Raw genomic sequence first — 24084 nt, forward strand, 5'->3', positions numbered from 1 at the left:
GCTCCAACAAGGCTTCTGGCGAGGACTTTGGGTAAGCCATGGCCAATTCATCAAAGGCCAGCTCCAGGCGCTGGTGTTCGCCGGGTTGCTCTTCACCTCCGGCCTGCTCGGCGACCGCGTCGGCCGCAAGAAGGTGCTGCTCTTCGGCATCGTCGTCTTCGGCTCCGCCCTCGCCGCGATGTCCGGATCCCCCGGTGAACTCGTCGCGTACCGCGCCCTCATGGGCTTCGGCGCCGCGTTCGTGATGCCGGACACCCCCGCCGTCCTGATGAGCGTCTTCGAGCGCGACGAGCAGCCCAAGGCCATCGGGATCTGGGCGGGCGGCGTCGGACTGGCCATCGCCATCGGGCCGATCACCGGCGGCGTACTTCTCGAACACTTCTGGTGGGGCTCGATCTTCCTGGGCAACGTCCCCGTGGTGATCGTCGCGCTCCTCGCGATGGTGCTGGTGCCGGACTCCAAGGACCCCGACCCCGGCCGGGTCGACCCGCTCGGCGTGCTGCTGTCGATCGCCGGACTCGTGCTGCTGGTGTACGGGATCATCCGCGCGGGCGAACTCGCCGACTTCACCGACGCCACGGTGCCGGCCTCGATCATCGGCGGCGTGGCCGTCCTGGCCGCGTTCGTCGTGCACGAGAAGCGCAGCGACCACCCGTCGATCGACATGTCCAGCTTCAACAAGCCGGCCTTCTCCTCCGCGAACGACGCCTTCCTGAGCGCCATGCACGTCACCGCCCTCGGCTCGGCCGGTGTCGCGCCGCTCTCGGGCCGCGCTTGTCCTCGATCGCCGGACGGGCCGCGTTGTCCGGTCACAGCACCAGCCGGGTGGCCGGTTCGCCCGGCGCGCCACCGTCGGCGAGAATCGGCGGGATGGCGCGAGGCGGACGGCGTGGTGGCAGCGGGGCGAAAGGTGGCGCGGTGCGAGGGCAAGAGCAAGGTCGCGAGCGGGCGCGGGAGCCGGAGCCCCGGCGGGGCCGGCCGCGCAGCGAGGCGGCCGAACGCGCCATTGTCCAGGCCGTGGTGAGACTTCTTGAGGAGGGCGAGCCGCTGGCCGGGCTCTCCATCGAGCGCATCGCGCGCACGGCCGGCGTCGGCAAGGCCACCGTCTACCGGCGCTGGAGCGACAAGGAAGAACTCTTCCTCGACGTCCTGCGGACCATCGAGCCGCCCGAACCCGCCCTGTCGGGCACCTCCGGTCTCGCCGACATCCTCGTCGGCCTGGAGTCCATGCGCCGCCGCGGTCTCGCCCAGCGCAGCTCCGCCCTGCTGTACAACGTCTTCGCGCAGATGAAGAGCCATCCGAAGCTGTGGAGCGCGTACCACAGCACGGTGATAGAGCCGCGGCGCGCCGCCATGACGGCGGCGGTGCGGCGCGCCGTCGCCGCGGGTGAACTCCGGGACGACATCGATGTGGAGCTGATCGACGCACTCTTCGTCGGCCCCGTGCTCGTGCGCACCATTCACCGCAAGGACGCGCCGCTGGACGACGATCTCGCCGAGCGCATCGTCCGGGCGCTGCTCGAAGGACTGCGCCCGAGAGACGCGGCACCGGTCACAACCACGGACACCGCACCGGTCATCGCACCAGTCACCGCACCGGGCACGGCACCCGATACCGCACCCGATTCGGCCACGGCAGCGGACAGCTGACCGGCCGCCGGGCGTCCGCGCCACTCGTGCGTCTTGTGTCACAGCGGCCCGGTAACCGCCCGTGTTCGGAACCCACCGCCCCATGCCACTCGTCCTTGAGCCCGTACGGCCGTCGGGCGACGGCAGGGAAAGTGCCCGTCATCCCCTAGGGTCGATGGCGGGCGTGAACGGCAAGGCAGTGAGGGCAGCGGAATGACGCAGGAGTACACGGCTGAGTCCCGGGTGGACGGCGCCGACGACAACGACCCTCCCAAGAGCCCGATCCGGACCTTCATCGACCGCTGGCGCGGTGACCCGGGCATCTGGCGGCGCGGTGTCGTCCTCGCGGTGCTCGCCGTCCTGACGGCACTGTTGATGATCCTGCACGCCCAGATCCCCAACCGCATCGGCAACTTGGGCAGTCTCATGGAGACCTTCCTGCCGTGGCTGGGGCTGCTCGTCCCCGTGCTTCTCGTGGCCGCGCTGGTACGGCGCTCCGCCACGGCGCTGATCGCCCTGCTGCTGCCGGCCGTTGTCTGGGTCAACCTCTTCGGCGGGCTGCTCAGCGGCAAGTCGGGCCCCGGTGGCGATCTGACCGTCGCCACGCACAACGTCAACGCCGACAATCCCGACCCGGAGGGAACCGCGCGGAAGATCGCGGACTCCGGCGCGGAGGTCGTGGCGCTGGAGGAGCTGAAGGCGTCGGAGGTGCCCATCTACGAGAAGGCCCTGGCCGGGGCGTACAAGTACCACTCGGTGCAGGGCACGGTGGGGCTCTGGAGCAAGTACCCGCTGAGCGCGAGCCGGCCCGTCGACATCCGGATGGGCTGGACCCGCGCGATGCGCTCCACGGTGACGATGCCGCAGGGCGAAGTCGCCGTCTACGTGGCGCACCTGCCGTCCGTACGCGTCAAGTTGCACGCCGGCTTCACCGCCAACCAGCGTGACGACAGCGCCGACGCGCTCGGCGAGGCGATCGCCGACGAGAGGCTCGACCGGGTCGTGCTGCTCGGCGACCTCAACGGCACCATGAACGACCGCTCCCTGAACGCCGTGACGTCGCAGATGCGTTCCACCCAGGGCGCCGCCGGTGACGGCTACGGCTTCAGCTGGCCGGCGGCGTTCCCGATGGCGCGGATCGACCAGATCATGGTCAAGGGCGTCGAGCCGATGTCGTCGTGGACGCTGCCCCGCACGGGCAGCGACCATCTGCCGATCGCCGCCCGTATCGAACTCTGAGCTTCGTCAGCCCTGTTGAGGGCTGTTCAGGGCTGGCCAGGGCTGTTCACGGCTGTTCAGGGCGTCGGCGATTCCCGCCAGCGGTTGGTGATCGGCAGCCGCCGGTCCTTGCCGAAGCCCTTCGCGGAGATCTTGGTGCCCGGCGGATACTGCCGCCGCTTGTACTCCGCCATGTCCACCATGCGCAGCGTCTTCGCCACCAGCGCGGGGTCGAAGCCCGCCGCGACGATCGCGTCCTTGCCCTGGTCCCGGTCGACGTACATCTCCAGCAGCCGGTCCAGCACCTCGTAGTCCGGCAGCGAGTCCGTGTCGACCTGGCCGGGGCGCAGTTCGGCGCTCGGCGGCTTGGAGATCGAGTTCTCGGGGATCGGTGGGGTCCGGCCGCGCTCCTCGGCGGCGCGGTTGCGCCAGCGGGCGAGCCGGAAGACCGTCGTCTTGTAGACGTCCTTGATCGGGCCGTACGCGCCGACGGAGTCGCCGTACAGCGTCGAATACCCCACCGCCAGCTCGGACTTGTTGCCCGGTGCGAGCACGATCTGGCCCTCCTGGTTGGAGAGCGACATCAGCATCGTGCCGCGCAGCCGCGACTGAAGATTCTCCTCCGCGAGGCCGGTCAGGGCGAGCGCGTCCATGTACGCGTCGAACATCGGCTCGATGGGGACGGTGCGGAAGTTCAGCCCCGTACGGCGGGCCAGTTCGGCCGCGTCGCCCCGCGAGTGGTCCGACGAGTACTTGGACGGCATCGAGACGCCGTAGACATTGGCCGCGCCCAGCGCGTCGCAGGCGAGCGCGGCGACGAGCGCGGAGTCGATGCCGCCGGAGAGGCCGATCAGGACGGACCTGAAGCCGTTCTTGGCGGCGTACGCGCGCAGGCCCACCACCAGGGCGGAGTAGACCTCCTCGTCGTCGTCCAGCCGGTCGGCGTAGCCGCCGGACAGCTCCGCCTCGTAGGCGGGGACGGGCTCATCGGAGAGGACGACGTGGTCGATACGCAGACCGTCCCCCACGGTGCCGGCCGGCGGTTCGGCCGCCGCCGCGGGCAGTTCGAGGTCCAGCACCACACAGCCCTCGGCGAACTGCGGTGCCCGCGCGACGACTTCGCCGTCCTTGTCGACGACGATCGAGTCGCCGTCGAAGACCAGCTCGTCCTGGCCGCCGATCATCGCCAGATAGGCGGTGACGCAGCCGGCCTCCTGGGCGCGCTTGCGTACGAGTTCGAGCCGGGTGTCGTCCTTGGCCCGCTCGTACGGCGAGGCGTTGATCGAGAGCAGCAGCCCGGCACCGGCGGCACGGGTCGCCGGGACCCGGCCGCCGTCCTGCCACAGGTCCTCGCAGATCGCGAGCGCGACGTCGACGCCGCGCACCCGGACGACGGGCATGGTGTCGCCCGGTACGAAGTAGCGGAACTCGTCGAAGACGCCGTAGTTGGGCAGATGGTGCTTGGCGAACGTCAGCGCCACACCGCCCCGGTGCAGCACGGCGGCGGCGTTCTGCGGGGACCCGGCCGGCCGGCCGAACCGCGGCCGGTCCCGCTCGGACCGGTCGAGATAGCCCACGACGACCGGCAGCTCCCCGAAGCCCTCGTCGGCGAGCCGCGCGGCGAGCGCGCGCAGGGCGGCGCGGGACGCCTCCACGAAGGACGACCGCAGGGCCAGATCCTCGACGGGATAGCCGGTCAGCACCATTTCGGGGAACGCGACGAGATGCGCGCCCTGTTCGGCGGAGTGCCGGGTCCAGTGCACGATCGCCTCGGCGTTGGTGGCGAGATCGCCGACGGTCGAGTCGATCTGATTCAGGGCGAGACGTAGTTGAGGCACGGGCCCAGTGTAATCGTCTCTCTGACGCGATGTGGTGGCGGGCGGGTGTCCCCGATCGCCGGACGGTCTTGGACCAGCCCGTCCGGCGATCGAGGACGAACCGGCCACCGTGACGGATCCCGTCCCGTGCCGCTTCCGCGGCGCCCGTCAGCTGGAGGCGTACACCCGTTCCACCCACGCCGCGATCTGCGCGTCGGTCAGGTGCTGCGCCAGGTCCGCCTCGCTGATCATGCCGACCAGGCGCTTGTTCTCGATCACCGGGAGCCGGCGGATCTGGTGGTTCTGCATCTCGTGCAGGACGTCGTCCACGTCCGCGCCCGCGTCGATCCAGCGCGGCGTGCCCTGGGCCATCTCGGCCGCGGTGACCTTCGCCGGGTCGTGGCCCTTCGCGACACAGCCGACGACGATGTCGCGGTCGGTCAGGATGCCGGTCAGCCGCTCGTCGTTGTCGGCGATGGGCAGGGCGCCCACGTCCAGGTCGCGCATCAGCTGTGCGGCCCGGTCCAGCGTCTCGTGCGAGGGGATCCAGTCGGCCCCGGGATGCATGATGTCTTTGGCGGTGGTCATGGGGTTCGTACCTCCTGAATGCCGTCCGCCCCGAGCGACCCCATCGTCATGGGGCCGTCCGGCGTACGCGACCGCTGTCACCCGAACGGGTGACAGCGGTCGCGTACGCGTGCGGGGCCGGTCAGGCGCGCGGCTTGGCGCCCCGGGCCTTCAAGAGGTCGGCCATCAGGTTCAGTTCGGACTGCTGGGCCGTCACCATGCCCTCGGCCAGGGCCTGTTCGGTGTCGACCTCGCACAACTCGGCGCAGCCCCGGGCCATCGTGACGCCGCCCTTGTGGTGGTCGGTCATCAGCTGGAGGTAGAGGATCTCCGCCTTCTTCCCCTTGGCGGCGCGCAACGTGTCCAGCTCCGTCTTGGTCGCCATGCCCGGCATCAGCGAGCCGTCACGGACCTCGTGGGCGCCGTGATCCATGCCCTCCATGCCCTCCATGCCCTCCATGCCCTGCGTACCGCCCGTGCCCGCGTGCCCGCCGTCCTCGGCCATCCAGGCCATCGGCTCCTGGCCCGTGGAGACCTTCGGCAGCTTCCACATGTCCAGCCAGCCCAGCAGCATGCCGCGCTGGTTCGCCTGGGTGTTGGCGATGTCGTACGCGAGGCGGCGCACCTCCTCGTCGTCCGTGCTGTCGCGCACCAGGAACGACATCTCCACCGCCTGCTGGTGGTGGACCGCCATGTCCCGCGCGAACCCCGCCTCGGCCGAGTCGGCCGTGGGTGTGGCAGCCGCGCGGGGCGCGTCGTCGCGCCCCGCGGAGGCGACCGTGGCCGCCCCCGCGAACAGCAGGGCGAGCACGACCGCCGTGATGGCCGCCCAGTTCGTGCGGGTCACTGGTCGCCCATTCCGCCGGTGCACGCCGCACCCGGCTCAGGCGTCTGCGGGCCCTGCACGTACTTCGCGAAGAACTGGTCGACGCGCGGGTCCTTCGCGCTGTCGACGGTGACCTGCTTGCCCCACGCGGTCAGCATGAGTGCCCCGGCCTGCTCCTTCACGGGGCTCATCAGCGAGTACTGCGTCTTGCCCACGAGATCGCCGAGCGCCTTCACGTCACCCTCGGGAGCCTTGTCGTTGTACGTCACCCAGACCGCGCCGTGCTCCAGCGAGTGGACCGCGTTCACGTTGGGGATCGCGTCCTTGTAGACGTCGCCGCCGCAGTTCATCCAGACCTGGTTGTGATTGCCGCCGACCGGCGGGGTCTGCGGATAGTCGACCGCCTCGGTGACATGGTCACGGCCCAGGTCCTTCGCTTCCCAGGACTTCTCGCCCTTGACGGGCTCGGCGGCGGCCCGCTCTTCCTTCTTCTGGTCCTCGGACTCTTTGTTCAGCACGAACGCGCCGAAACCGATGAGCGCCACGACCACGACCGTGCTCGCCGTGATCGTGAGGATGCGGTTACGCCGCTCATGTGCGCGCTCGGCCTTGCGCATCTGCTCTATTCGGGCCTTGCGCTCGGTGCTCTGCGACTTGGAAGCCATGGTGTGTGTGTCGTCCTTCTCGAAAACCTGCGGAACGGGGGTGGGGGAGTTACGGGAACCCGGTGGGGGCGCGGGGCCAGGCCCGGCTACGTCCGCAGTACTTGAAGGACGTGCGGATCCGGCGCACGGGGAAACACTCCGGAGCGGGACACCTGGCCGGCGTGGGACGGAACCACGAGGCGCGCGGGAGCCACGTCGTCGACGCCGAGCGGGTCGGCGGGGTGCGGCGCGGTGAGCACGGCCGGACTGAGGTGCGGGAGGAAGCGGCAGTTGCCCCGGTCGTACGGGCAGGTGTACTCGGAGGCCGCGGCGGCGGGACCGGCGGCGGTGTTCGCCGCCTCCGTACGGAGGGTGATGCCGTCGCTCGCGGCCGCCGGCGCCGCCGGTGACGACGCCGCCGGGTGGTGCGTCCGCGTCTCGGCGGGGACCAGACAGAAGTAGAGCGCGGCGAGCAGCGTCGCCACGGCGCTCAGCAAGGCCGTGGGACGCGCGTCGGGTATGTGCCGTCGTCCCCCCATGGGCGCAGATCGTAGTCCGTACAGGTGGTCGAGCAGGAGTGCGCAGGAGGTACCGAGTCCGGAACGTGCCTGGGGGAGTGGTTCACACGGCGGTACGGAGCGGGGCCGGGGCAGGGGCCTGGGTGGGTCCGGGATGGCTCCGGCGCGGTACAAAGAGGCATGGCCGACCCCCCGGAACCCTTGCCGAGCGAGCCCGAAGCGGACACCGACGCGGAGGCGGACACCGACGCCGTCACCCGGGCGGTGCTGATCGCCTCACGGCTCCTCGTCGCCGTCTCCGTCCGTTCCCTGGCCACCGTCCAGGACCGGGTCACCCTGCCCCAGTTCCGGCTGCTGAAGGTCCTCTCCGCCCACGGCGGCGCCAACCTCGTGTCGGTCGCCGAGCGGCTTGGGGTGAACCCCTCCACCGCGATGCGAATGGTCGACCGGCTCATCGCCGCCGGGCTGGCCGAGCGCGGGGTCAACCCCGGCAACCGGCGGGAGACCGAACTGCGGCTCACGACGGGGGGCCGCACGCTCGTGGCGGACGTCTCGGCGGCGCGCCACCGCGAGATCACCTCGATCGTCCGGCGGCTGGCTCCCGAGCAGCGTACGGCGCTCGTGGCGGCCCTCACGGCGTTCACCGAGGCGGGCGGGGAGCGGCCCATGCCGGACGACGAGGGGGAGCCGTACCCCCTGGGCTGGTCGGACACCGCGGTCCCGCTCCACTGACGGCCACCGCCCGCCCACCGGCCACGGGCCACGGGCAGGACTTGATAGGCAAGGAAGGACTTGCCTATGGTGGAGATGTGTCCGATGATGTGTTCAAGGCCCTGGCCGACCACACCCGCCGCAAGATCCTCGACGAGCTGGCCGAACGCGACGGCCAGACGCTCTTCGAGATCTGTGCGCGGCTGACGACCAAGCACGGCCTCAACCTGTCCCGGCAGGGCGTCTCGCAGCATCTCGCGCTCCTTGAGGCCGCCGGCCTCGTGGAGACCCGGCGGGACGGCCGCTACAAGTTCCATCACCTCGATACGAGCCCGCTCGAACACCTCACCGACCGCTGGCTCGCACCCGAGCGATCAGGAGAATCCCCATGAAGATCCATCTGGCCAGTGTTTTCGTAGACGATCAGGCCGAGGCGCGGCGCTTCTATACGGAGGTGCTCGGCTTCCGGACGAAGAACGACGTTCCGGTGGGCGACGACCGCTGGCTCACCGTGGTGTCCCCGACCGAGCCCGACGGCACCGAGCTGCTGCTCGAACCGTCCGGACACCCCGCCGTGAAGCCCTTCAGGGACGCCCTGGTGGCGGACGGCATCCCGTACACCTCCTTCGCCGTCGAAGACGTCCACGCCGAGTTCGCGCGCCTCCGGGGGCTCGGTGTGCGCTTCACGCAGGAGCCGGTCGAGATGGGTCCCGTGACCGTGGCCGTGTTCGACGACACCTGCGGCAATCTGATCCAGATCGCACACAGCGCCTGACCCCCGGCACCGTCCGCGTAGCCCCGTCCACCACTGAGGCACCCGGACGCGCGCCCCACGGGGCGCGTGTCCGACAATGCTTTAGTACGCCGGTGTGCAACCTTCCGGAAATCCTGTGGTGTCATGCTCGGGTGCCCCGGTGTACTCGGCAGCGTGGGAGCAGGCGGCCTGACCGGCAAGGATGGGTAGGACAGCAGACATGGACAAGCAACAGGAATTCGTGCTCCGGACCCTTGAGGAACGCGACATCCGCTTCGTACGCCTGTGGTTCACCGATGTGCTCGGCTTCCTCAAGTCGGTCGCCGTCGCCCCCGCCGAGCTTGAACAGGCATTTGACGAGGGTATCGGCTTCGACGGCTCGGCGATCGAAGGCTTCGCGCGGGTGTACGAGTCCGACATGATCGCCAAGCCCGATCCGGGAACCTTCCAGATCCTGCCGTGGCGCGCTGAGGCCCCGGGCACCGCGCGGATGTTCTGCGACATCCTGATGCCCGACGGCTCGCCGTCCTTCGCGGACCCCCGCTACGTCCTGAAGAGGATGCTCGCCAAAACCTCGGACCTCGGCTTCACCTTCTACACCCACCCCGAGATCGAGTTCTTCCTCCTGAAGGACAAGCCGGTCGACGGCACCCGCCCCACCCCCGCCGACAGCTCCGGCTACTTCGACCACACCCCGCAGAACGTCGGCATGGACTTCCGCCGCCAGGCGATCACGATGCTCGAATCCATGGGCATCTCCGTGGAGTTCAGCCACCACGAGGGCGCCCCCGGCCAGCAGGAGATCGACCTGCGGTACGCCGACGCGCTCTCCACCGCCGACAACGTGATGACCTTCCGCCTGGTCATGAAGCAGGTCGCGCTGGAGCAGGGCGTGCACGCGTCGTTCATGCCGAAGCCGTTCAGCGAGTACCCCGGCTCCGGGATGCACACCCACCTCTCCCTCTTCGAGGGAGACCGCAACGCGTTCTACGAGTCGGGCGCCGAGTACCAACTCTCCAAGGTCGGCCGGTCCTTCATCGCCGGACTGCTCACGCACGCCGCCGAGATCTCGGCCGTCACCAACCAGTGGGTCAACTCCTACAAGCGCATCTGGGGCGGCTCCACCCGCACGGCCGGCTCGGGCGGCGAGGCCCCCTCGTACATCTGCTGGGGCCACAACAACCGCTCCGCCCTGATCCGCGTCCCGATGTACAAGCCCGGCAAGACCGGCTCCGCCCGCGTCGAGGTCCGCTCCATCGACTCCGGCGCGAACCCGTACCTGACGTACGCGGTGCTCCTGGCCGCCGGCCTCAAGGGCATCGAGGAGGGTTACGAACTCCCGGCGGGCGCCGACGACGACGTATGGGCCCTGTCCGACGCCGAGCGCCGCGCGATGGGCATCGAGCCGCTGCCGCAGAACCTCGGCGAGGCGATCTCGCTGATGGAGCGCAGCGAACTGGTCGCCGAGACGCTGGGCGAGCACGTCTTCGACTTCTTCCTCCGCAACAAGAAGCGTGAGTGGGAGGAGTACCGCTCCGAGGTGACGGCCTTCGAGCTGAAGAATCTGCTGCCGGTGCTGTAGGGGCGGGTCAGGTGGGTCGGCGCGGGTGACTCAGCGCAGGAGGAGCTGGAGACCGCCCAGGATCGTCGCGCCGATCACCAGCCGTTCGAAGACGCGTTGGTCGATCCGGTCCACGCACAGCTTGCCCAAGAGGGCGCCGGGCAGGACGAAGAGCACGAGCAGCGCGTCCAGCAGCAGCGAGTCGCGGTCGATCAGGCCGAGGCCCGCGCTGAAGGGCACCTTGGCGGTGTTCACGATCAGGAAGAACCACGCGGACGTGCCCAGGAAGCCGAGCTTCCGGAAGCCCGCCGACAGCAGGTAGAGCGACATGACGGGGCCGCCCGCGTTGGCGACCATCGTCGTGAACCCGCCGAGCACCCCGTACGAGCGGGCCTTGACGCGGCCCCTGAGCGACGCCGACTCCTGCGGGGTGTCCTCCCCGGGCGCGTACCGCCGCCGCCAGATCGTCACGCCCGCCATCAGGAGCAGGATCGAGCCGATGGACACGCGTACGGCTCCGTCGTCGGCCCACACCATGAAGACGGTGCCGACGACCACACCCCCGGCGACCGCCGGGAACAGCCGCCACAGGGTCGGCCAGTGCGCGTGGCGGCGGTAGGTGAGGACGGCGATCGTGTCGCCCACGATGAGGATCGGCAGCAGCACCCCGGTCGACTCGCGGGCCGGCAGCACGGCGGCGAACACCGCGAGACTGACCGTGTTGGCGCCGCTGACCGCCGTCTTGGAGAAGCCGACGAGCGCGGCCGCCGCGGCGAGCGCGACGAATTCCCACATGCTGATCGTGTCCATGGCGATGACCCATGCTACGACCACGTGTCCACCCCACCTCAGGCCGACCACACGGCACACCGCCGGTGCCGGGCCGGGTTCGCCGGGTCCGTCCCGCGATCGAGGACAAGCGCGGCCGACGTGCCGCGCAACCCGGTTAAGCCACCACGGACATGACCCGGCCCGCCCTCAGGCGAACCGCCAGCGTGTCTGGGCGTACGGGGACTTGGCGAAGCCGAAGGCCGTGCGGGGGGTCACGCCGAACACCAGGGCCGGGCCGTGCGCCCCGGTGAACGCCCCGTCCTTCACGTCGAAGTGCCAGTCGGAGCCGTACTTGCACTCCCACACGCCGGCCAGCTCACGCAGCCGCGTGTCGTCGCTCTCCCGTACCGCCTCGCCCTCGATCACCAGGTCGTGGCCCTCGTCGAGCGCGTTCGCGCCGGTGGTGAGGACGACCTCGCGGTTCTCCCGGAGGTTCAGGACCTTGCGCTCCCGCTCGCCCGAGCAGAAGTGGAGCGCGTCCCGCCACCAGACCGCCAGCAGCGGGGTGACATGGGGCCGGCCCCCGGGGCGTACGGTCGACAGCCAGAAGAGCTCCGCCGCCGCCAGCCGGGTCACCGCGTCGGCCCAGCCGTCCGCGACGGCCTTCGGGTCGCTGTAGCGGGTGTCCAGGGTGGTGCTGGTCGGTTCCTTGTGCGCCATGGCGCGTCCCTCCGGGAAGCGTGCTGTACGGCCGCGAGCGGGAGTACGCTCACGACCCTTCCGCGAGTGGTGACCGGCGGCGGTGCCGGGACTCATCGGTCGGCGGGCCACAACCCGGCCGGCGGGACCGGCGGAGTACTAGGCTCGGGTCCGGACCTTGATCGGACAGACGAAAGGCCGGATGACGGTGCAGGGACGCAGGAGCAGTAACTTCACCCGTCTGCTCCGGCACGGCTTCACCGATCCGTCCGCGGCCGAGCGCCTGCTCGGCGTCCCCGAGCTGGCGTCCGTACGGACCGATCCCGTCCTCCTCGACGCGCTCGGCTCCACCGCCGATCCCGATCTGGCGCTCCGCGGTCTCGTCCGGCTGGTCGAGGCGCACGAGCCCGACGACCGGCACCGCCTGCTGGACACGCTCATCGCGGCGAAGCCGCTGCGGGACAGGCTGCTGGGGGTGCTCGGGGCGTCCGAGGCGCTCGGTGACCATCTGGCCAGGCATCCCGCCGACTGGCAGGTGCTCGTCACCTACGAGTCGGCCGATCTGCACCCCGGCGTCGCCGAGTTCGAGGCCGGGCTGGCCGACGCGCACGACGTCGACACACTGCGTATCGCCTACCGCCGCTGTCTGCTGTCCCTCGCCGCCCGCGACGTGTGCGGCACCACCGACGTCGCGCAGACCGCCGCCGAGCTGGCCGACCTGGCGATCGCCACGCTGCGCGCCGCGCTCGCCGTCGCCCGCGCCGCCGCGCCCGAGGACGCGGCGCTGTGCCGGCTCGCGGTCGTGGCGCTCGGCAAGTGCGGCGGCAACGAACTGAATTACGTCTCCGACGTCGACGTCATCTTCGTCGGCGAGCCCGCCCACGGCGCGGCGCACCAGCACGGAACCCCCGACGACGGCGCCGCCGACACCTCGAACACCGAGGCCGAGGCCGTGCGGGCGGCCACCCGGCTGGCCGCCCACATGATGCGGATCTGCTCCGAGACGACGGCCGAGGGCACCATCTGGCCCGTCGACGCGAACCTGCGCCCCGAGGGCCGCAACGGCCCCCTCGTACGCACCCTCTCCAGCCATCTCGCCTACTACCAGCGCTGGGCCAAGACCTGGGAGTTCCAGGCCCTGCTCAAGGCCCGTGCCGTGGCCGGTGACATCGCGCTCGGCAAGGAGTACGTGGACGCCGTCTCGCCGATGGTCTGGCAGGCCGCCGACCGCGAGAACTTCGTGCCCGACGTGCAGAAGATGCGCCGCCGGGTGGTCGACAACATCCCCGTCGGCCAGATCGACCGCGAACTCAAACTCGGCCCCGGCGGGCTGCGCGACGTCGAATTCGCCGTACAGCTCCTCCAGTTGGTCCACGGCCGCAGCGATGCCTCGCTGCGCAGCGGCAGCACCCTCGTCGCCCTGCGGGCGCTGGCGGCCGGCGGCTACGTCGGCAGGGCCGACGCGGCGCAGCTCGACGAGGCGTACCGCTTCCTGCGTTCCATGGAGCACCACATCCAGCTGTTCCGGCTGCGGCGTACACATCTGGTGCCCGACGACGACGCCGATCTGCGCCGTCTCGGCCGCTCCCTCGGGCTGCGGACCGAACCGGTCTCCGAACTCAACAGGGCCTGGAAACGGCACGCTTCGGTGGTCCGGCGGCTGCACGAGAAGATCTTCTACCGGCCGCTGCTGGACGCCGTCGCCCAGCTCGCCCCCGGCGAGATCAGGCTCAGCCCGAAGGCGGCGGGCCAGCGCCTCGAAGCCCTCGGCTACGCGGACCCGGTGGCCGCGCTGCGGCATCTGGAGGCGCTGTCGTCCGGTGTGAGCCGCAAGGCCGCCATCCAACGGACTCTGCTGCCCGTGCTGTTGGGCTGGTTCGCGGACTCCGCCGACCCGGACGCCGGTCTGCTGGGCTTCCGCAAGGTGTCCGACGCGCTCGGCAAGACGCCCTGGTATCTGCGGCTGCTCAGGGACGAGGGCGCCGCGGCCGAGAATCTGGCCCGGGTGCTGTCCGCCGGCCGCCTCGCCCCCGACCTGCTGCTGCGCGCCCCGGAGGCGGTCGCCATCCTGGGCGACCCCGGCGGCCTGAAACCGCGCGGGCGCAAGCATCTGGAGTTGGAGGTGCTGGCCGCCGTCGGGCGGGCGGAGACCGCCGAGATCGCGGTCGCCGTCACCCGGGGGGTGCGCCGCCGCGAGCTGTTCCGGACCGCCGCGGCCGACATCATCGGCAGCTACGGCACCGAGGAGAACCCCGCCGAGGAGGACCCCGGCGAGCTGGTCGACCGGGTCGGCAACGCCGTCACCGACCTCAACTCCGCCACCCTGTCGGGCGCGTTGCGCGCCGCCGTGCGCCAGACGTGGGGCGACACCCTTCCCGCCAGGTTCGCGGTCATCGGCATGGGCCGCTTCGGCGGCCACGAGCAGGGGTACGGCTCCGACGCGGATGTCCTGTTCGTGTACGAGCCGCGCGAGGGCGTCGGCGACCACGAGGCGTCACGGGCCGCGAGCACCGTCGTCTCCGAGATGCGCAGACTCCTCCAACTGCCCACGGCCGACCCGCCGTTGATGATCGACGCCGATCTGCGCCCGGAGGGCAGGACCGGCCCAATGGTGCGGACCCTCGCCTCCTACGCCGCCTACTACCGCCGCTGGTCGCTGGGTTGGGAGAGCCAGGCGCTGCTGCGCGCCGAGCCGATGGCCGGCGACGCGGAACTGGGCCGCGACTTCATCGAGCTGATCGACCCGCTGCGCTACCCCGCCGAGGGCCTGAGCGAGGCCGCCGTACGGGAGATCCGCCGGCTCAAGGCGCGGATGGAGACGGAGCGGCTGCCGCGCGGCGCCGACCCCACGCTGCACACCAAGCTGGGCCGGGGCGGTCTCTCGGACGTCGAGTGGACGGTGCAGCTGATCCAGATGCGGCACGCCTGGGAGGTACCCGGCCTGCGCACCACCCGCACCCGCGAGGCGCTGGCCGCCGCGCACGCCGCGGACCTGCTCTCGGCTGAGCACGCCCAGATCCTCGACGAGGCCTGGGTGCTGGCGACCAGGGTCCGTAACGGCGTGATGCTCGTACGCGGCAGGGCGGGCGACACGTTCCCCTCGGACGGCCGTGAACTGGCCGCGATGGGGCGGTACTTGGGCTACGGCCCCGGCTCGGTGGCGCCCGGCGCGGGTGGTCCGTACAACGGCCACAGCGGCGACATGATCGACGACTACCGCCGGACCACCCGGCGGGCCCGCGCCGTGATGGAGGAGCTGTTCTACGGGGCTGTCTGAGCGGACGGCGGCGGCTGCCGGGCGGACGGGGCTCCCCGGCCGGGCCGCGCGGTCGCGCCCCGGCCGGACGGCGCGGAGGCCGCGGTGGCCTCGTGACCGGTGGCGGCCTGATCGGCGGCCGCGTGATCGGTTTCCGTCCGACCGGTGACCTCCTGACCGGTCGGCGCGGTCAGGGCGGTCCGGGCGGTCTGTCCGGCGGGCTCGGGCGGCGCCGCCCGTGTGCCCGCCGTGGACGTGCCGGGGCGCCGCAGCCACCGCCGCCGCTTCGGGCGGTCGTCCGCGACATACCGTGGCAGCCGGTGCGGCAGCGCGCGGTACCAGGCGTACGAGACGGCGAATCCGAACGCGAGGCAGATCATGCCGCCCACCGCGTCCAGCCAGAAGTGGTTCGCGGTGGCGACGATCACGACCAGCGTGGCCGTCGGGTAGAGCAGCCCGAGGATCTTCGCCCACGGCGCCTTGGCCAGCGCGAAGATCGTCAGCCCGCACCAGAGCGACCAGCCGATGTGCATCGAGGGCATCGCCGCGTACTGGTTCGACATGTTCTTGAAGTTGCCCGAGGCCATCGAACCCCAGGTCTCGTGCACCTTCACCGTGTCGATGAAGTTCTGCCCGTTCATCAACCGGGGCGGCGCGAGCGGATACAGATAGTAACCGAGTAGTGCCACAGCGGTGGTCGCGAAGAGAATGAGCCGGCTCGCCGCGTAGCGGCCCGGATGGCTGCGGTAGAGCCAGACCAGCACGGCGATCGTGACGATGAAGTGCAGCGTCGCGTAGTAGTAGTTCATGGCGACGACGAGCCATGTCACCGAATTCACGGCGTGATTGACGCTCTCCTCGAACGCGAGCCCCAGCGAGCGCTCCGCGTGCCAGATCCAGTCCGCGTTGCGCAGGGCCTGGGTCTTCTGCTCGGGCACCGCGTTACGGACCAGGGAGTAGGTCCAGTAACTCACCGCGATCAGCAGGATTTCGAACCAGATACGCGGGCGTCGTGGCGACCGGATCCGGCGCAGGCGAGCGGTGCGTGACACCGGGCCGGACTCGTCGGCCGTCGCACCCGCGGGGGGTGTCGGCGGGGCCTTCGTGCCTTCCGGAATCTTCACGGTCGTTTCACCCATGGAGAGAGAGTCTGCCAGATTTCCGCACTCGACCGATCATCCCTCGGGTGGGTCCTGAGCGCATGCGCTACGTCCTACGGACGAGCGTGCGACCCTGAGTTCCGCCCGGTTTCCCCCAGGGATTTCCCCAGGGGTCCGGGCGCCGGCCCGGAGGCGGTCGAACCGCGTACCACCAGCTCCGGCATGAAGACGAATTCGCTGTGCGGAGCGGGCGTGCCGCCGATCTCCTCAAGCAGCGTACGGACGGCGGCCTGGCCCATCGACGGGACCGGCTTGCGGATCGTGGTCAGTGGTGGATCGGTGAACGCTATGAGCGGCGAATCGTCGAAACCGACGACGGACACCTCGCGCGGCACGTCCTTGCCGAGCTGTCTGGCGGCCCGGATCGCGCCCAGCGCCATCATGTCGCTCGCGCACACCACCGCCGTGCATCCGCGCCCGATGAGCGCCGTCGTCGCCGCCTGGCCGCCCTCCAGGGTGTAGAGGGAGTGCTGGATCAGCTCCTCCGTCTCCTCGGAGGTCAGCGCCAGCTGCTCGCGCATGGTGGCGCGGAAGCCCTCGATCTTGCGCAGCACCGGCACGAAACGCTTGGGTCCGACGGCGAGACCGATCCGGCGGTGGCCCAGCGAGACGAGATGTGTCACGGCCAGCCGCATCGCCGCCCGGTCGTCCGGCGAGATGAACGGCGCCCTGACCTTCGGCGAGAAGCCGTCCACGAGGACGAACGGCACGCCCTGGGCGCGCAGTTGCTCGTAGCGCTGCATGTCGGCCGAGGTGTCGGCGTGCAGTCCGGAGACGAAGATGATGCCGGAGACGCCGCGGTCGACCAGCATCTCCGTCAACTCGTCCTCGGTGGAGCCGCCGGGGGTCTGGGTGGCGAGGACGGGTGTGTAGCCCTGGCGCGTCAGCGCCTGGCCGATGACCTGGGCGAGCGCCGGGAAGATCGGGTTCTCCAGCTCCGGCGTGATCAGTCCGACGAGGCCGGCGCTGCGCCTGCGCAGCCGTACGGGGCGTTCGTAGCCGAGGACGTCGAGTGCGGCGAGTACGGATTCGCGGGTGGCCGTGGCAACACCCGGCTTGCCGTTCAGTACGCGGCTGACCGTCGCTTCGCTGACCCCCGCCTGGGCTGCGATATCGGCTAGCCGTGCGGTCATGGAAGGGGACTGTACCGGGCGGGTGCCGGATTGCCCACCGTGTGCCTGCATCAGCCACCGGCGCCGACGGGGCGGCCGGTGCCGGATGCCTTGCAGGGCCTTGCAATCACCCTGGTGGCAAAATCTTGCAAGACCTTGCGAGATGGTCCGGCCGGAGCGCCCCGGACGCTCACGGAGTCGGTATCGGCTGACACGTACCGTACGTGCCAGCTCGCGCGCTCTCCGTCAAGAGCCCTTGCGGCAACTGTGAGGACACGTGAATGTAACGATCACAGATGCTTGCAGAAATATTCCGCAAGCTCTTTCGGCCTTCTTTCATCCTTGTTACCTTCACGTCGACCCGGCGCCGCGACGGAGCGGTACGGCAGTTGAAGGAGTTCAGATGCGACGTGGCATAACGGCCACCGCCCTGGTCGCGACCCTGGCGCTCGCGGCGACCGCCTGTGGCGGCGACGAGGAGTCCACCGGCGGCAAGTCGGGCTCGGGAGAGCTGACGGGAACCGTCACCTGGTGGGACACCTCCACCGTGGGCAGTGAGGACAAGGTCTTCAAGAAGCTCGCCGAGGACTTCGAGGCCAAGCACAAGGGCGTCGACGTCAAGTACGTCAACGTGCCGTTCGGCGAGGCGCAGAACAAGTTCAAGAACGCCGCGCAGTCCAACTCCGGCGCCCCCGACGTGATTCGCTCCGAGGTCGCCTGGACGCCCGAGTTCGCCGACCTCGGCTACCTCGCCCCGCTGGACGGCACCGCCGCGCTGAAGGACGAGAAGGACTTCGTCCCGCAGGCCGCCGCCTCCACCAAGTACGACGGCAAGACGTACGCCGTCCCGCAGGTCATCGACTCCCTCGGCATCTTCTACAACAAGAAGCTCTTCAAGGACGCCGGGGTCGAAGTCCCCAAGACCATCGACGAGTTGAAGACCGTCTCGAAGACCATCAAGGACAAGACAGGCAAGACCGGCATGTATCTGCGCGGCGACGACGCGTACTGGTTCCTGTCGTTCCTCTACGGCGAGGGCGGCGACCTGGTCGACGCCCAGGGCAAGACCGTCACCGTCGACAGCCCGGCCGGCGTCAAGGCCATGGAGGTCGTCAAGGACCTGGTCGACTCCGGCGCCGCCAAGACCGACGCCACCGACGGCTGGGAGAACATGCAGGCCGCCTTCAAGGGCGGCGACGTGGCCATGATGATCAACGGCCCGTGGGCGATCGCCGACACCTACGCCGGACCGCAGTTCAAGGACAAGGCCAACCTGGGCGTCGCCCCGGTCCCCGCCGGATCGGCCGGCCAGGGCGCCCCGCAGGGCGGCCACAACCTCGCCGTCTACGCGGGCTCCAAGAACCTCGACGCCTCCTACGCGTTCGTCGAGTACATGTCCTCCGCCGAGTCCCAGGCGAAGGTCACCACCGAACTGAACCTGCTGCCGACCCGTACGTCCGTCTACTCCCGGCCCGAGGTCGCGAGCAACGAGATCGTCGGCTTCTTCAAGCCGGTCGTGGACAAGGCCATCGAGCGCCCCTGGATCCCGGAGACCGGCAGCCTGTTCGCGCCGCTGGTGACCGAGTACACCAAGGTCCTCACCGGTCAGACGACCCCCGAGAAGGGCGTCAAGGCGACCGGCGACTCCTACCGCAAGCTGCTCAAGGGCTGGAAGTAAGACTTCGGCGAGAGGAAGGAAGGCAGGCCGGCTGATGGCTGTCCACACCGGCCAGTCGGCGGTGAAGGCCGCGGGTGACTCGGATGTCGCCCGCGGCCGGAGCCGCGGCACTGGCAAACCCCCCGGCGGGCTGCGGCGTTCGCTCTCGGTCCACTGGTACGCCTGGGCCATGGTCGCCCCCGTGGTGGCCGTGATCGGCGTGATCGTCGGATACCCGCTCGTCCGCGGCGTCTATCTGTCGCTGACCGACGCCAACGAGCGCAACGTCGAGCGGAACATCGGCGTCAACCACCTGCCCGCCACCTACGAGTTCGTCGGCCTCGACAACTACGCCGACGCCCTGACGGGCGATCAGTTCCTGTCCACGCTCGGCTGGACGCTGGTGTGGACGGTCTCCTGCGTCGGCCTCACCTTCGCCCTCGGCCTCGGCCTGGCGAACATGCTGAATCGGCGGATCGCGGGCCGCTCCGCCTACCGGATGATGCTCATCCTGCCGTGGGCCGTCCCCGGCTTCGTGTCCGTCTTCGCCTGGCGCTTCCTCTACAACGAGGACCGCGGCTTCCTCAACAAGCTGCTCGCCGGCGGCGGCATCGACGCCGTGCCGTGGCTCAACGACCCCACCTGGGCCAAGTTCTCGGTCATCGCCGTGAACATCTGGCTCGGGGTGCCCTTCATGCTCGTGGCCCTGCTCGGCGGACTCCAGTCCATACCGGGCGAGATGTACGAGGCCGCCGAGATGGACGGCGCGAGCCCCTGGCAGCGGTTCCGCCACATCACCATGCCGGGCCTGCGGTCCGTCAGTACGACGGTGATCCTGCTCAGCACCATCTGGACGTTCAACATGTTCCCGGTGATCTTCCTGCTGACCAGAGGCGGTCCAGGGGAGGCCACCCAGATCCTGGTGACCCAGGCGTACAAGTTCTCGTTCGAGATCAGCCCACGCGACTTCGCACAGTCGTCCACCTGGGGCGTGCTCATCCTCGTACTCCTGATGATCTTCGCCGTGGTCTACCAACGAGTCCTCCGCAAGCAGGGAGATACCTGGTGACCGCCGTGACCGGTACGCAGACGAACCCGCCGACCGCGAAGGTACGGCGCCGCGGCGACCGCTCCCGGGCCGCGTCCGCCGGCCTGCACGCCACCCTGATCGTGGCGTCCGTCATCGCCGTCTTCCCCGTGCTGTGGGTCCTGCTGACGTCGCTGAAGCCCGCCGCGTACGCGACGACGACGGACTTCTTCAAGGAAACGACGTTCGAGAACTACACCAAGCTCCTGGCCGACACGCCGTTCCTCACCTGGTTCGGCAACTCGCTGCTCATCGCCGGACTCACCACCGTGCTCGGCGTGTTCACCGCCGCCACCACCGGCTACGCCGTCAGCCGCTTCCGCTTCCCCGGCAAGCGCGGCCTGATGTGGACCCTGCTGATCACGCAGATGTTCCCGATGGCGGTCCTCATCGTGCCGCTGTACAACATCATGTCGAGCCTCGGCCTGCTCAACCAGGCCGCCGGGCTGGTCATCACGTACCTCACGATCGCCGTGCCGTTCTGCGCCTGGATGATGAAGGGCTTCTTCGACACCATCCCGCGCGAGATCGACGAGTCGGGCATGGTCGACGGGCTGACGCCGTTCGGCACCTTCTGGCGGCTGATCCTGCCGCTCGCCAAACCGGGTCTCGCGGTGACCGCGTTCTACTCCTTCGTCACCGCCTGGGGTGAGGTGGCGTACGCCTCCGCGTTCATGGTCGGCGACGAGAACCTCACCCTCGCGGGCGGTTTGCAGAAGTTCGTCAACCAGTACGGCGCCCAATGGGGTCCGATGACAGCGGCGTCCGTGCTCATCGCGATACCCGCGGCGATCGTCTTCCTGTTCGCGCAGCGCCATCTGGTGACCGGTGTCTCCGCGGGCGCCGTCAAGGGCTGACGGCGCCTCTGCCCCAGCCGCACCACCCGTACACCCGCACCACCCCGCACCACCCGATACGACAGCGACAGTGACAGCGGCGCCGCGTGGCCCCACCGGGACCCCGGCGCCGCTCCCACCCAGACCCCCCAGGGACGACATGACCCAGCACCTCGCTGCCCCCTTCACCGGCACGTCCGACGACGCCCCGGCCCACCGCTCCGGCTGGTGGCAGGACGCGGTGATCTACCAGGTCTATCCGCGCAGCTTCGCCGACTCCAACGGCGACGGCATGGGCGATCTCGAAGGCGTACGGAGCCGGCTGCCGTACCTGCGCGCGCTGGGTGTCGACGCCGTCTGGCTCAGCCCGTTCTACGCCTCGCCGCAGGCCGACGCCGGCTACGACGTCGCCGACTACCGCGCCATCGACCCCATGTTCGGCTCGCTCCTCGACGCGGACGCGCTGATCCGCGACGCGCACGAGCTGGACCTGCGCGTCATCGTCGACGTGGTGCCCAACCACTCGTCCGACCAGTACGACTGGTTCCGCCGCGCCATCCAGGACGGCCCCGGCTCGGCGCTGCGCGAGCGCTACCACTTCCGGCCCGGCAAGGGCACCGACGGCGAACTCCCGCCCAACGACTGGGAGTCCATCTTCGGCGGCCCCGCCTGGACCAGGACCACCGACCCGGACGGCACCCCCGGCGAGTGGTATCTGCACCTCTTCGCGCCCGAGCAGCCCGACTTCAACTGGGACCACCCGGCCGTCGCCGACGAGTTCCGCTCCATCCTGCGCTTCTGGCTCGACATGGGCGTCGACGGCTTCCGCGTCGACGTCGCCCACGGACTCGTCAAGGCCGCCGGGCTGCCCGACATCGGCGCCGCCGGCGGCGACAGTCAGCTCAAGCTGCTGGGCAATGACGTCATGCCGTTCTTCGACCAGGACGGCGTGCACGAGATCTACCGCAGCTGGCGCACCATCCTCGACGAGTACCCCGGCGACCGGATCGCCGTCGCCGAGGCGTGGACACCCACCGTCGAGCGCACCGCGAACTACGTGCGCCCCGACGAGATGCACCAGGCGTTCAACTTCCAGTATCTGAGCACCTTCTGGGACGCCGCCGCGCTCCGCGACGTCATCGACACCTCGCTCGCCGCGATGCGCCCCGTCGGCGCCCCCACCACCTGGGTGCTCTCCAACCACGACGTCACCCGGCACACCACCCGCTTCGCCCATCCCACCTTCCTCGGCACCCAGCTCCGGGAGGCGGGCGACCGCGAACGGGGCCTGCGCCGGGCCCGCGCGGCGACGCTGCTGATGCTCGCCCTGCCCGGCTCCGCCTACCTCTACCAGGGCGAGGAGCTGGGGCTGCCCGACGTCACCGACCTCCCGGACGAGGCCAGGCAGGACCCCTCGTACTTCCGCGCGGCCGGCCAGGACGGCTTCCGCGACGGCTGCCGGGTGCCGATCCCGTGGACCCGCGAAGGATCGTCGTACGGCTTCGGCACCGGCGGCAGCTGGCTCCCGCAGCCGGCCGGCTGGGGCGCGCTGAGCGTCGAGGCGCAGACCGGCGTGGCGGGCTCCACCCTGGAGCTGTACCGCGCGGCCATCGCCGCCCGGCGGACGCACCCCGGGCTCGGCGCCGGGGGGTCCGTCGACTGGCAGGACGCCCCCGGCGGTGTGCTCGTCTTCGCTCGCCCCGGCTTCCTCTGCACCGTCAACACGACCGGCGCGCCGGTCCGGATCCCGGTGCGCGGCCGGGTGCTGCTGGCGAGCGGTCCCTTCACCGAGTCCGATGAGGGCTCCGAGGCCGAACTGCCCGCCGACACGACGGTGTGGTGGACGGTGTGACGCTGCCCCTCCCCAGGGCGACCGGCGCCGGCACGCCACGGCTCTCGGACATCGCGGGACAGGCATCGGTCAGCGAGGCGACGGTGAGCCGCGTGCTCAACGGCAAGCCCGGCGTCGCGGACAGCACCCGCCAACGGGTCCTCGCCGCGCTCGACATCCTCGGGTACGAGCGTCCCGTACGGCTGCGGCAGCGCAGCGCCGGGCTGATCGGTCTGGTGACCCCGGAGCTGATCAACCCGATCTTCCCGGCGTTCGCCCAGGCCGTCGAGCAGATGCTGGCCGGGCACGGCTACACCCCGGTCCTGTGCACCCAACTGCCGGGCGGGGCAACGGAGGACGAGCTGGTCGAGCAGTTGGTGGAGCGCGGCGTCGGCGGCATCGTCTTCCTGTCGGGGCTGCACGCGGACACGGCGGCGGATCCGTCGCGCTACGCCGCGCTGATCGACCGGGGTGTGCCGTTCGTCATGATCAACGGCTACAACGACCGCGTCAGCGCGCCGTTCGTGTCCCTGGACGACCGCGCGGCCATGCGCATCGCCGTCGGGCACCTCGCCGACCTGGGGCACCGCCGGATCGGCCTGGCGACGGGACCGCTGCGCTACGTGCCATCGGCGCGCAAGCGCGAGGGCTTCGTCGATGCCCTGGTCGCCTCGCTGGGGCTCTCGCGCGAGGAGGCCGGGGAGCAGGTGTGCTACACGCTGTTCAGCGTGGAGGGCGGCCAGGTGGCGGCGGGCGCGCTGATCGACCGGGGCTGCACGGGCATCGTCTGCGGCAGCGACATGATGGCGCTGGGTGTGGTGCGAGCGGCCCGTGAGCGCGGGCTGCGGGTCCCGTACGACGTGTCGGTGGTGGGCTTCGACGACTCGCAGCTGATCGCCTTCACCGACCCGCCGCTGACGACGGTCCGCCAGCCGGTGCAGGCGATGGCGGGCGCGGCGGTGAGCGCGCTGCTGGAGGAGATCGGGGGAAGTCCCGTGCAGCGTACGGAGTATGTGTTCCAGCCGGAGCTGGTGGTACGGGGGTCGACGGCGGGTTGTCAGTGAGCCCCGTCCGGCGCTCAGGGCCGAAACCTCCCCCGAGGACGAAACCTCCCCGTGCGTGACCGGTCCGGCCGGCGGGCGCGTGGGGTCCGGCGTTGCCGGGACCTCCCGTCCGACCGGACCGGAGTCGCGATGAACGTACCTCGCCGCAATCTCTTGCGGAAGGTCTTGCACATCATCGATGCCGATATTTCCCCGGTGTTACCCAGTGGTGTCCAGAGGGTTGACCGGGACCGACGGGCCTCGTACGGTCTGCTCCGCGGCAAGTATTTGCTTTCTTGCAGCAAGAACATTCAGGAGTCTTGAAGAGCCTTGAGGGCAGGGCGCGTTGCCATGCGAGGTCTCTCTCCCGTCACCCGCACCTCCCCC

The 24084-nt window shown here is 70.3% G+C and carries 21 protein-coding genes and 1 pseudogene; 13 read left to right on the forward strand and 9 right to left on the reverse strand.

Annotated features, from left to right (window positions below):
• Nucleotides 1-70: 70 nt before the first annotated feature.
• From OG700_RS29195 to OG700_RS29205, 3 genes and pseudogenes are all read left to right on the forward strand, one after another.
• Nucleotides 71-733, forward strand: a pseudogene (locus tag OG700_RS29195) (MFS transporter); the annotation flags it as partial.
• A gap of 185 nt (nucleotides 734-918) precedes the next feature.
• Nucleotides 919-1650, forward strand: a complete 732-nt coding sequence (locus tag OG700_RS29200; RefSeq protein WP_405618716.1) for a TetR/AcrR family transcriptional regulator — start codon at nucleotides 919-921, stop codon at nucleotides 1648-1650.
• 192 nt (nucleotides 1651-1842) lie between these two features.
• Nucleotides 1843-2868 (forward strand): endonuclease/exonuclease/phosphatase family protein, encoded by a 1026-nt coding sequence (locus tag OG700_RS29205; RefSeq protein WP_405618718.1) that lies wholly within the window; start codon nucleotides 1843-1845, stop codon nucleotides 2866-2868.
• 56 nt (nucleotides 2869-2924) lie between these two features.
• Here the strand turns inward: OG700_RS29205 and OG700_RS29210 are convergent, their stop codons facing one another.
• The 5 genes from OG700_RS29210 to OG700_RS29230 all read right to left on the reverse strand — a co-directional run bounded on the left by OG700_RS29210 (nucleotide 2925) and on the right by OG700_RS29230 (nucleotide 7240).
• Entirely contained in the window at nucleotides 2925-4685 is a 1761-nt protein-coding gene (locus OG700_RS29210) for an NAD+ synthase (RefSeq protein ID WP_405618720.1), read from the reverse strand.
• Between the two features lie 147 nt (nucleotides 4686-4832).
• Nucleotides 4833-5252 (reverse strand): CBS domain-containing protein, encoded by a 420-nt coding sequence (locus tag OG700_RS29215; RefSeq protein ID WP_405618722.1) that lies wholly within the window; start codon nucleotides 5250-5252, stop codon nucleotides 4833-4835.
• Between the two features lie 121 nt (nucleotides 5253-5373).
• Nucleotides 5374-6078: a DUF305 domain-containing protein gene (locus OG700_RS29220; RefSeq protein ID WP_405618724.1), complete on the reverse strand. Its 705-nt coding sequence runs from the start codon at nucleotides 6076-6078 to the stop codon at nucleotides 5374-5376.
• The gene (locus OG700_RS29225) at nucleotides 6075-6722 is read right to left on the reverse strand and encodes a DUF3105 domain-containing protein (RefSeq protein WP_405618726.1); all 648 of its coding nucleotides are present in this window, start codon (nucleotides 6720-6722) and stop codon (nucleotides 6075-6077) included. Before OG700_RS29225 ends, OG700_RS29220 begins: the two co-directional genes overlap by 4 nt.
• Before the next feature lie 86 nt (nucleotides 6723-6808).
• Entirely contained in the window at nucleotides 6809-7240 is a 432-nt protein-coding gene (locus OG700_RS29230) for a hypothetical protein (protein WP_405618728.1), read from the reverse strand.
• A gap of 159 nt (nucleotides 7241-7399) precedes the next feature.
• Here OG700_RS29230 and OG700_RS29235 point away from each other — a divergent pair, with 159 nt between their 5' ends.
• From OG700_RS29235 to glnA, 4 genes are all read left to right on the forward strand, one after another.
• Nucleotides 7400-7951: a MarR family winged helix-turn-helix transcriptional regulator gene (locus OG700_RS29235; RefSeq protein ID WP_405618730.1), complete on the forward strand. Its 552-nt coding sequence runs from the start codon at nucleotides 7400-7402 to the stop codon at nucleotides 7949-7951.
• Nucleotides 7952-8028: 77 nt separating this feature from the next.
• Nucleotides 8029-8322, forward strand: coding sequence for an ArsR/SmtB family transcription factor (locus OG700_RS29240; protein WP_405618732.1), 294 nt, complete (start codon nucleotides 8029-8031; stop codon nucleotides 8320-8322).
• Complete coding sequence (locus OG700_RS29245) at nucleotides 8319-8705, forward strand: VOC family protein (protein ID WP_405618734.1); 387 nt, start codon at nucleotides 8319-8321, stop codon at nucleotides 8703-8705. Before OG700_RS29240 ends, OG700_RS29245 begins: the two co-directional genes overlap by 4 nt.
• Nucleotides 8706-8904: 199 nt before the next feature.
• The gene (glnA, locus tag OG700_RS29250; RefSeq protein WP_354607893.1) at nucleotides 8905-10266 is read left to right on the forward strand and encodes a type I glutamate--ammonia ligase; all 1362 of its coding nucleotides are present in this window, start codon (nucleotides 8905-8907) and stop codon (nucleotides 10264-10266) included.
• Nucleotides 10267-10296: 30 nt separating this feature from the next.
• Here the strand turns inward: glnA and OG700_RS29255 are convergent, their stop codons facing one another.
• Together OG700_RS29255 and OG700_RS29260 are read right to left on the reverse strand one after the other, a co-directional pair.
• Nucleotides 10297-11055 (reverse strand): sulfite exporter TauE/SafE family protein, encoded by a 759-nt coding sequence (locus OG700_RS29255; protein WP_405622056.1) that lies wholly within the window; start codon nucleotides 11053-11055, stop codon nucleotides 10297-10299.
• Between the two features lie 168 nt (nucleotides 11056-11223).
• Nucleotides 11224-11736, reverse strand: coding sequence for a pyridoxamine 5'-phosphate oxidase family protein (locus tag OG700_RS29260; protein WP_405618736.1), 513 nt, complete (start codon nucleotides 11734-11736; stop codon nucleotides 11224-11226).
• A gap of 181 nt (nucleotides 11737-11917) precedes the next feature.
• Here OG700_RS29260 and OG700_RS29265 point away from each other — a divergent pair, with 181 nt between their 5' ends.
• Complete coding sequence (locus tag OG700_RS29265; RefSeq protein ID WP_405618738.1) at nucleotides 11918-14992, forward strand: bifunctional [glutamine synthetase] adenylyltransferase/[glutamine synthetase]-adenylyl-L-tyrosine phosphorylase; 3075 nt, start codon at nucleotides 11918-11920, stop codon at nucleotides 14990-14992.
• Here OG700_RS29265 and OG700_RS29270 read toward each other — a convergent pair.
• Together OG700_RS29270 and OG700_RS29275 are read right to left on the reverse strand one after the other, a co-directional pair.
• On the reverse strand, nucleotides 14977-16110 hold the full coding sequence (locus tag OG700_RS29270; protein ID WP_405618740.1) for a phosphatase PAP2 family protein: 1134 nt from the start codon (nucleotides 16108-16110) through the stop codon (nucleotides 14977-14979). The genes OG700_RS29265 and OG700_RS29270 overlap by 16 nt on opposite strands.
• A 74-nt stretch (nucleotides 16111-16184) precedes the next feature.
• Nucleotides 16185-17264, reverse strand: coding sequence for a LacI family DNA-binding transcriptional regulator (locus OG700_RS29275; RefSeq protein ID WP_405618742.1), 1080 nt, complete (start codon nucleotides 17262-17264; stop codon nucleotides 16185-16187).
• Nucleotides 17265-17646: 382 nt separating this feature from the next.
• Between OG700_RS29275 and OG700_RS29280 the strand changes: the two genes are divergently transcribed.
• The 5 genes from OG700_RS29280 (at nucleotide 17647) to OG700_RS29300 (ending at nucleotide 23718) form a co-directional block, all read left to right on the forward strand.
• Complete coding sequence (locus tag OG700_RS29280; RefSeq protein ID WP_405618744.1) at nucleotides 17647-18921, forward strand: extracellular solute-binding protein; 1275 nt, start codon at nucleotides 17647-17649, stop codon at nucleotides 18919-18921.
• A gap of 34 nt (nucleotides 18922-18955) precedes the next feature.
• Nucleotides 18956-19969 carry a carbohydrate ABC transporter permease gene (locus OG700_RS29285; protein WP_405618746.1) on the forward strand — a complete coding sequence of 338 codons (1014 nt, stop codon included), beginning with the start codon at nucleotides 18956-18958 and terminating at the stop codon, nucleotides 19967-19969.
• Nucleotides 19966-20844, forward strand: coding sequence for a sugar ABC transporter permease (locus tag OG700_RS29290; RefSeq protein WP_405618748.1), 879 nt, complete (start codon nucleotides 19966-19968; stop codon nucleotides 20842-20844). Before OG700_RS29285 ends, OG700_RS29290 begins: the two co-directional genes overlap by 4 nt.
• Nucleotides 20845-20983: 139 nt before the next feature.
• Nucleotides 20984-22675: a glycoside hydrolase family 13 protein gene (locus OG700_RS29295; RefSeq protein WP_405618750.1), complete on the forward strand. Its 1692-nt coding sequence runs from the start codon at nucleotides 20984-20986 to the stop codon at nucleotides 22673-22675.
• Entirely contained in the window at nucleotides 22660-23718 is a 1059-nt protein-coding gene (locus tag OG700_RS29300; protein WP_405618752.1) for a LacI family DNA-binding transcriptional regulator, read from the forward strand. Before OG700_RS29295 ends, OG700_RS29300 begins: the two co-directional genes overlap by 16 nt.
• Nucleotides 23719-24084 lie beyond the last annotated feature (366 nt).

This window comes from Streptomyces sp. NBC_01508, assembly GCF_045040315.1.
GTDB lineage: Bacteria > Actinomycetota > Actinomycetes > Streptomycetales > Streptomycetaceae > Streptomyces.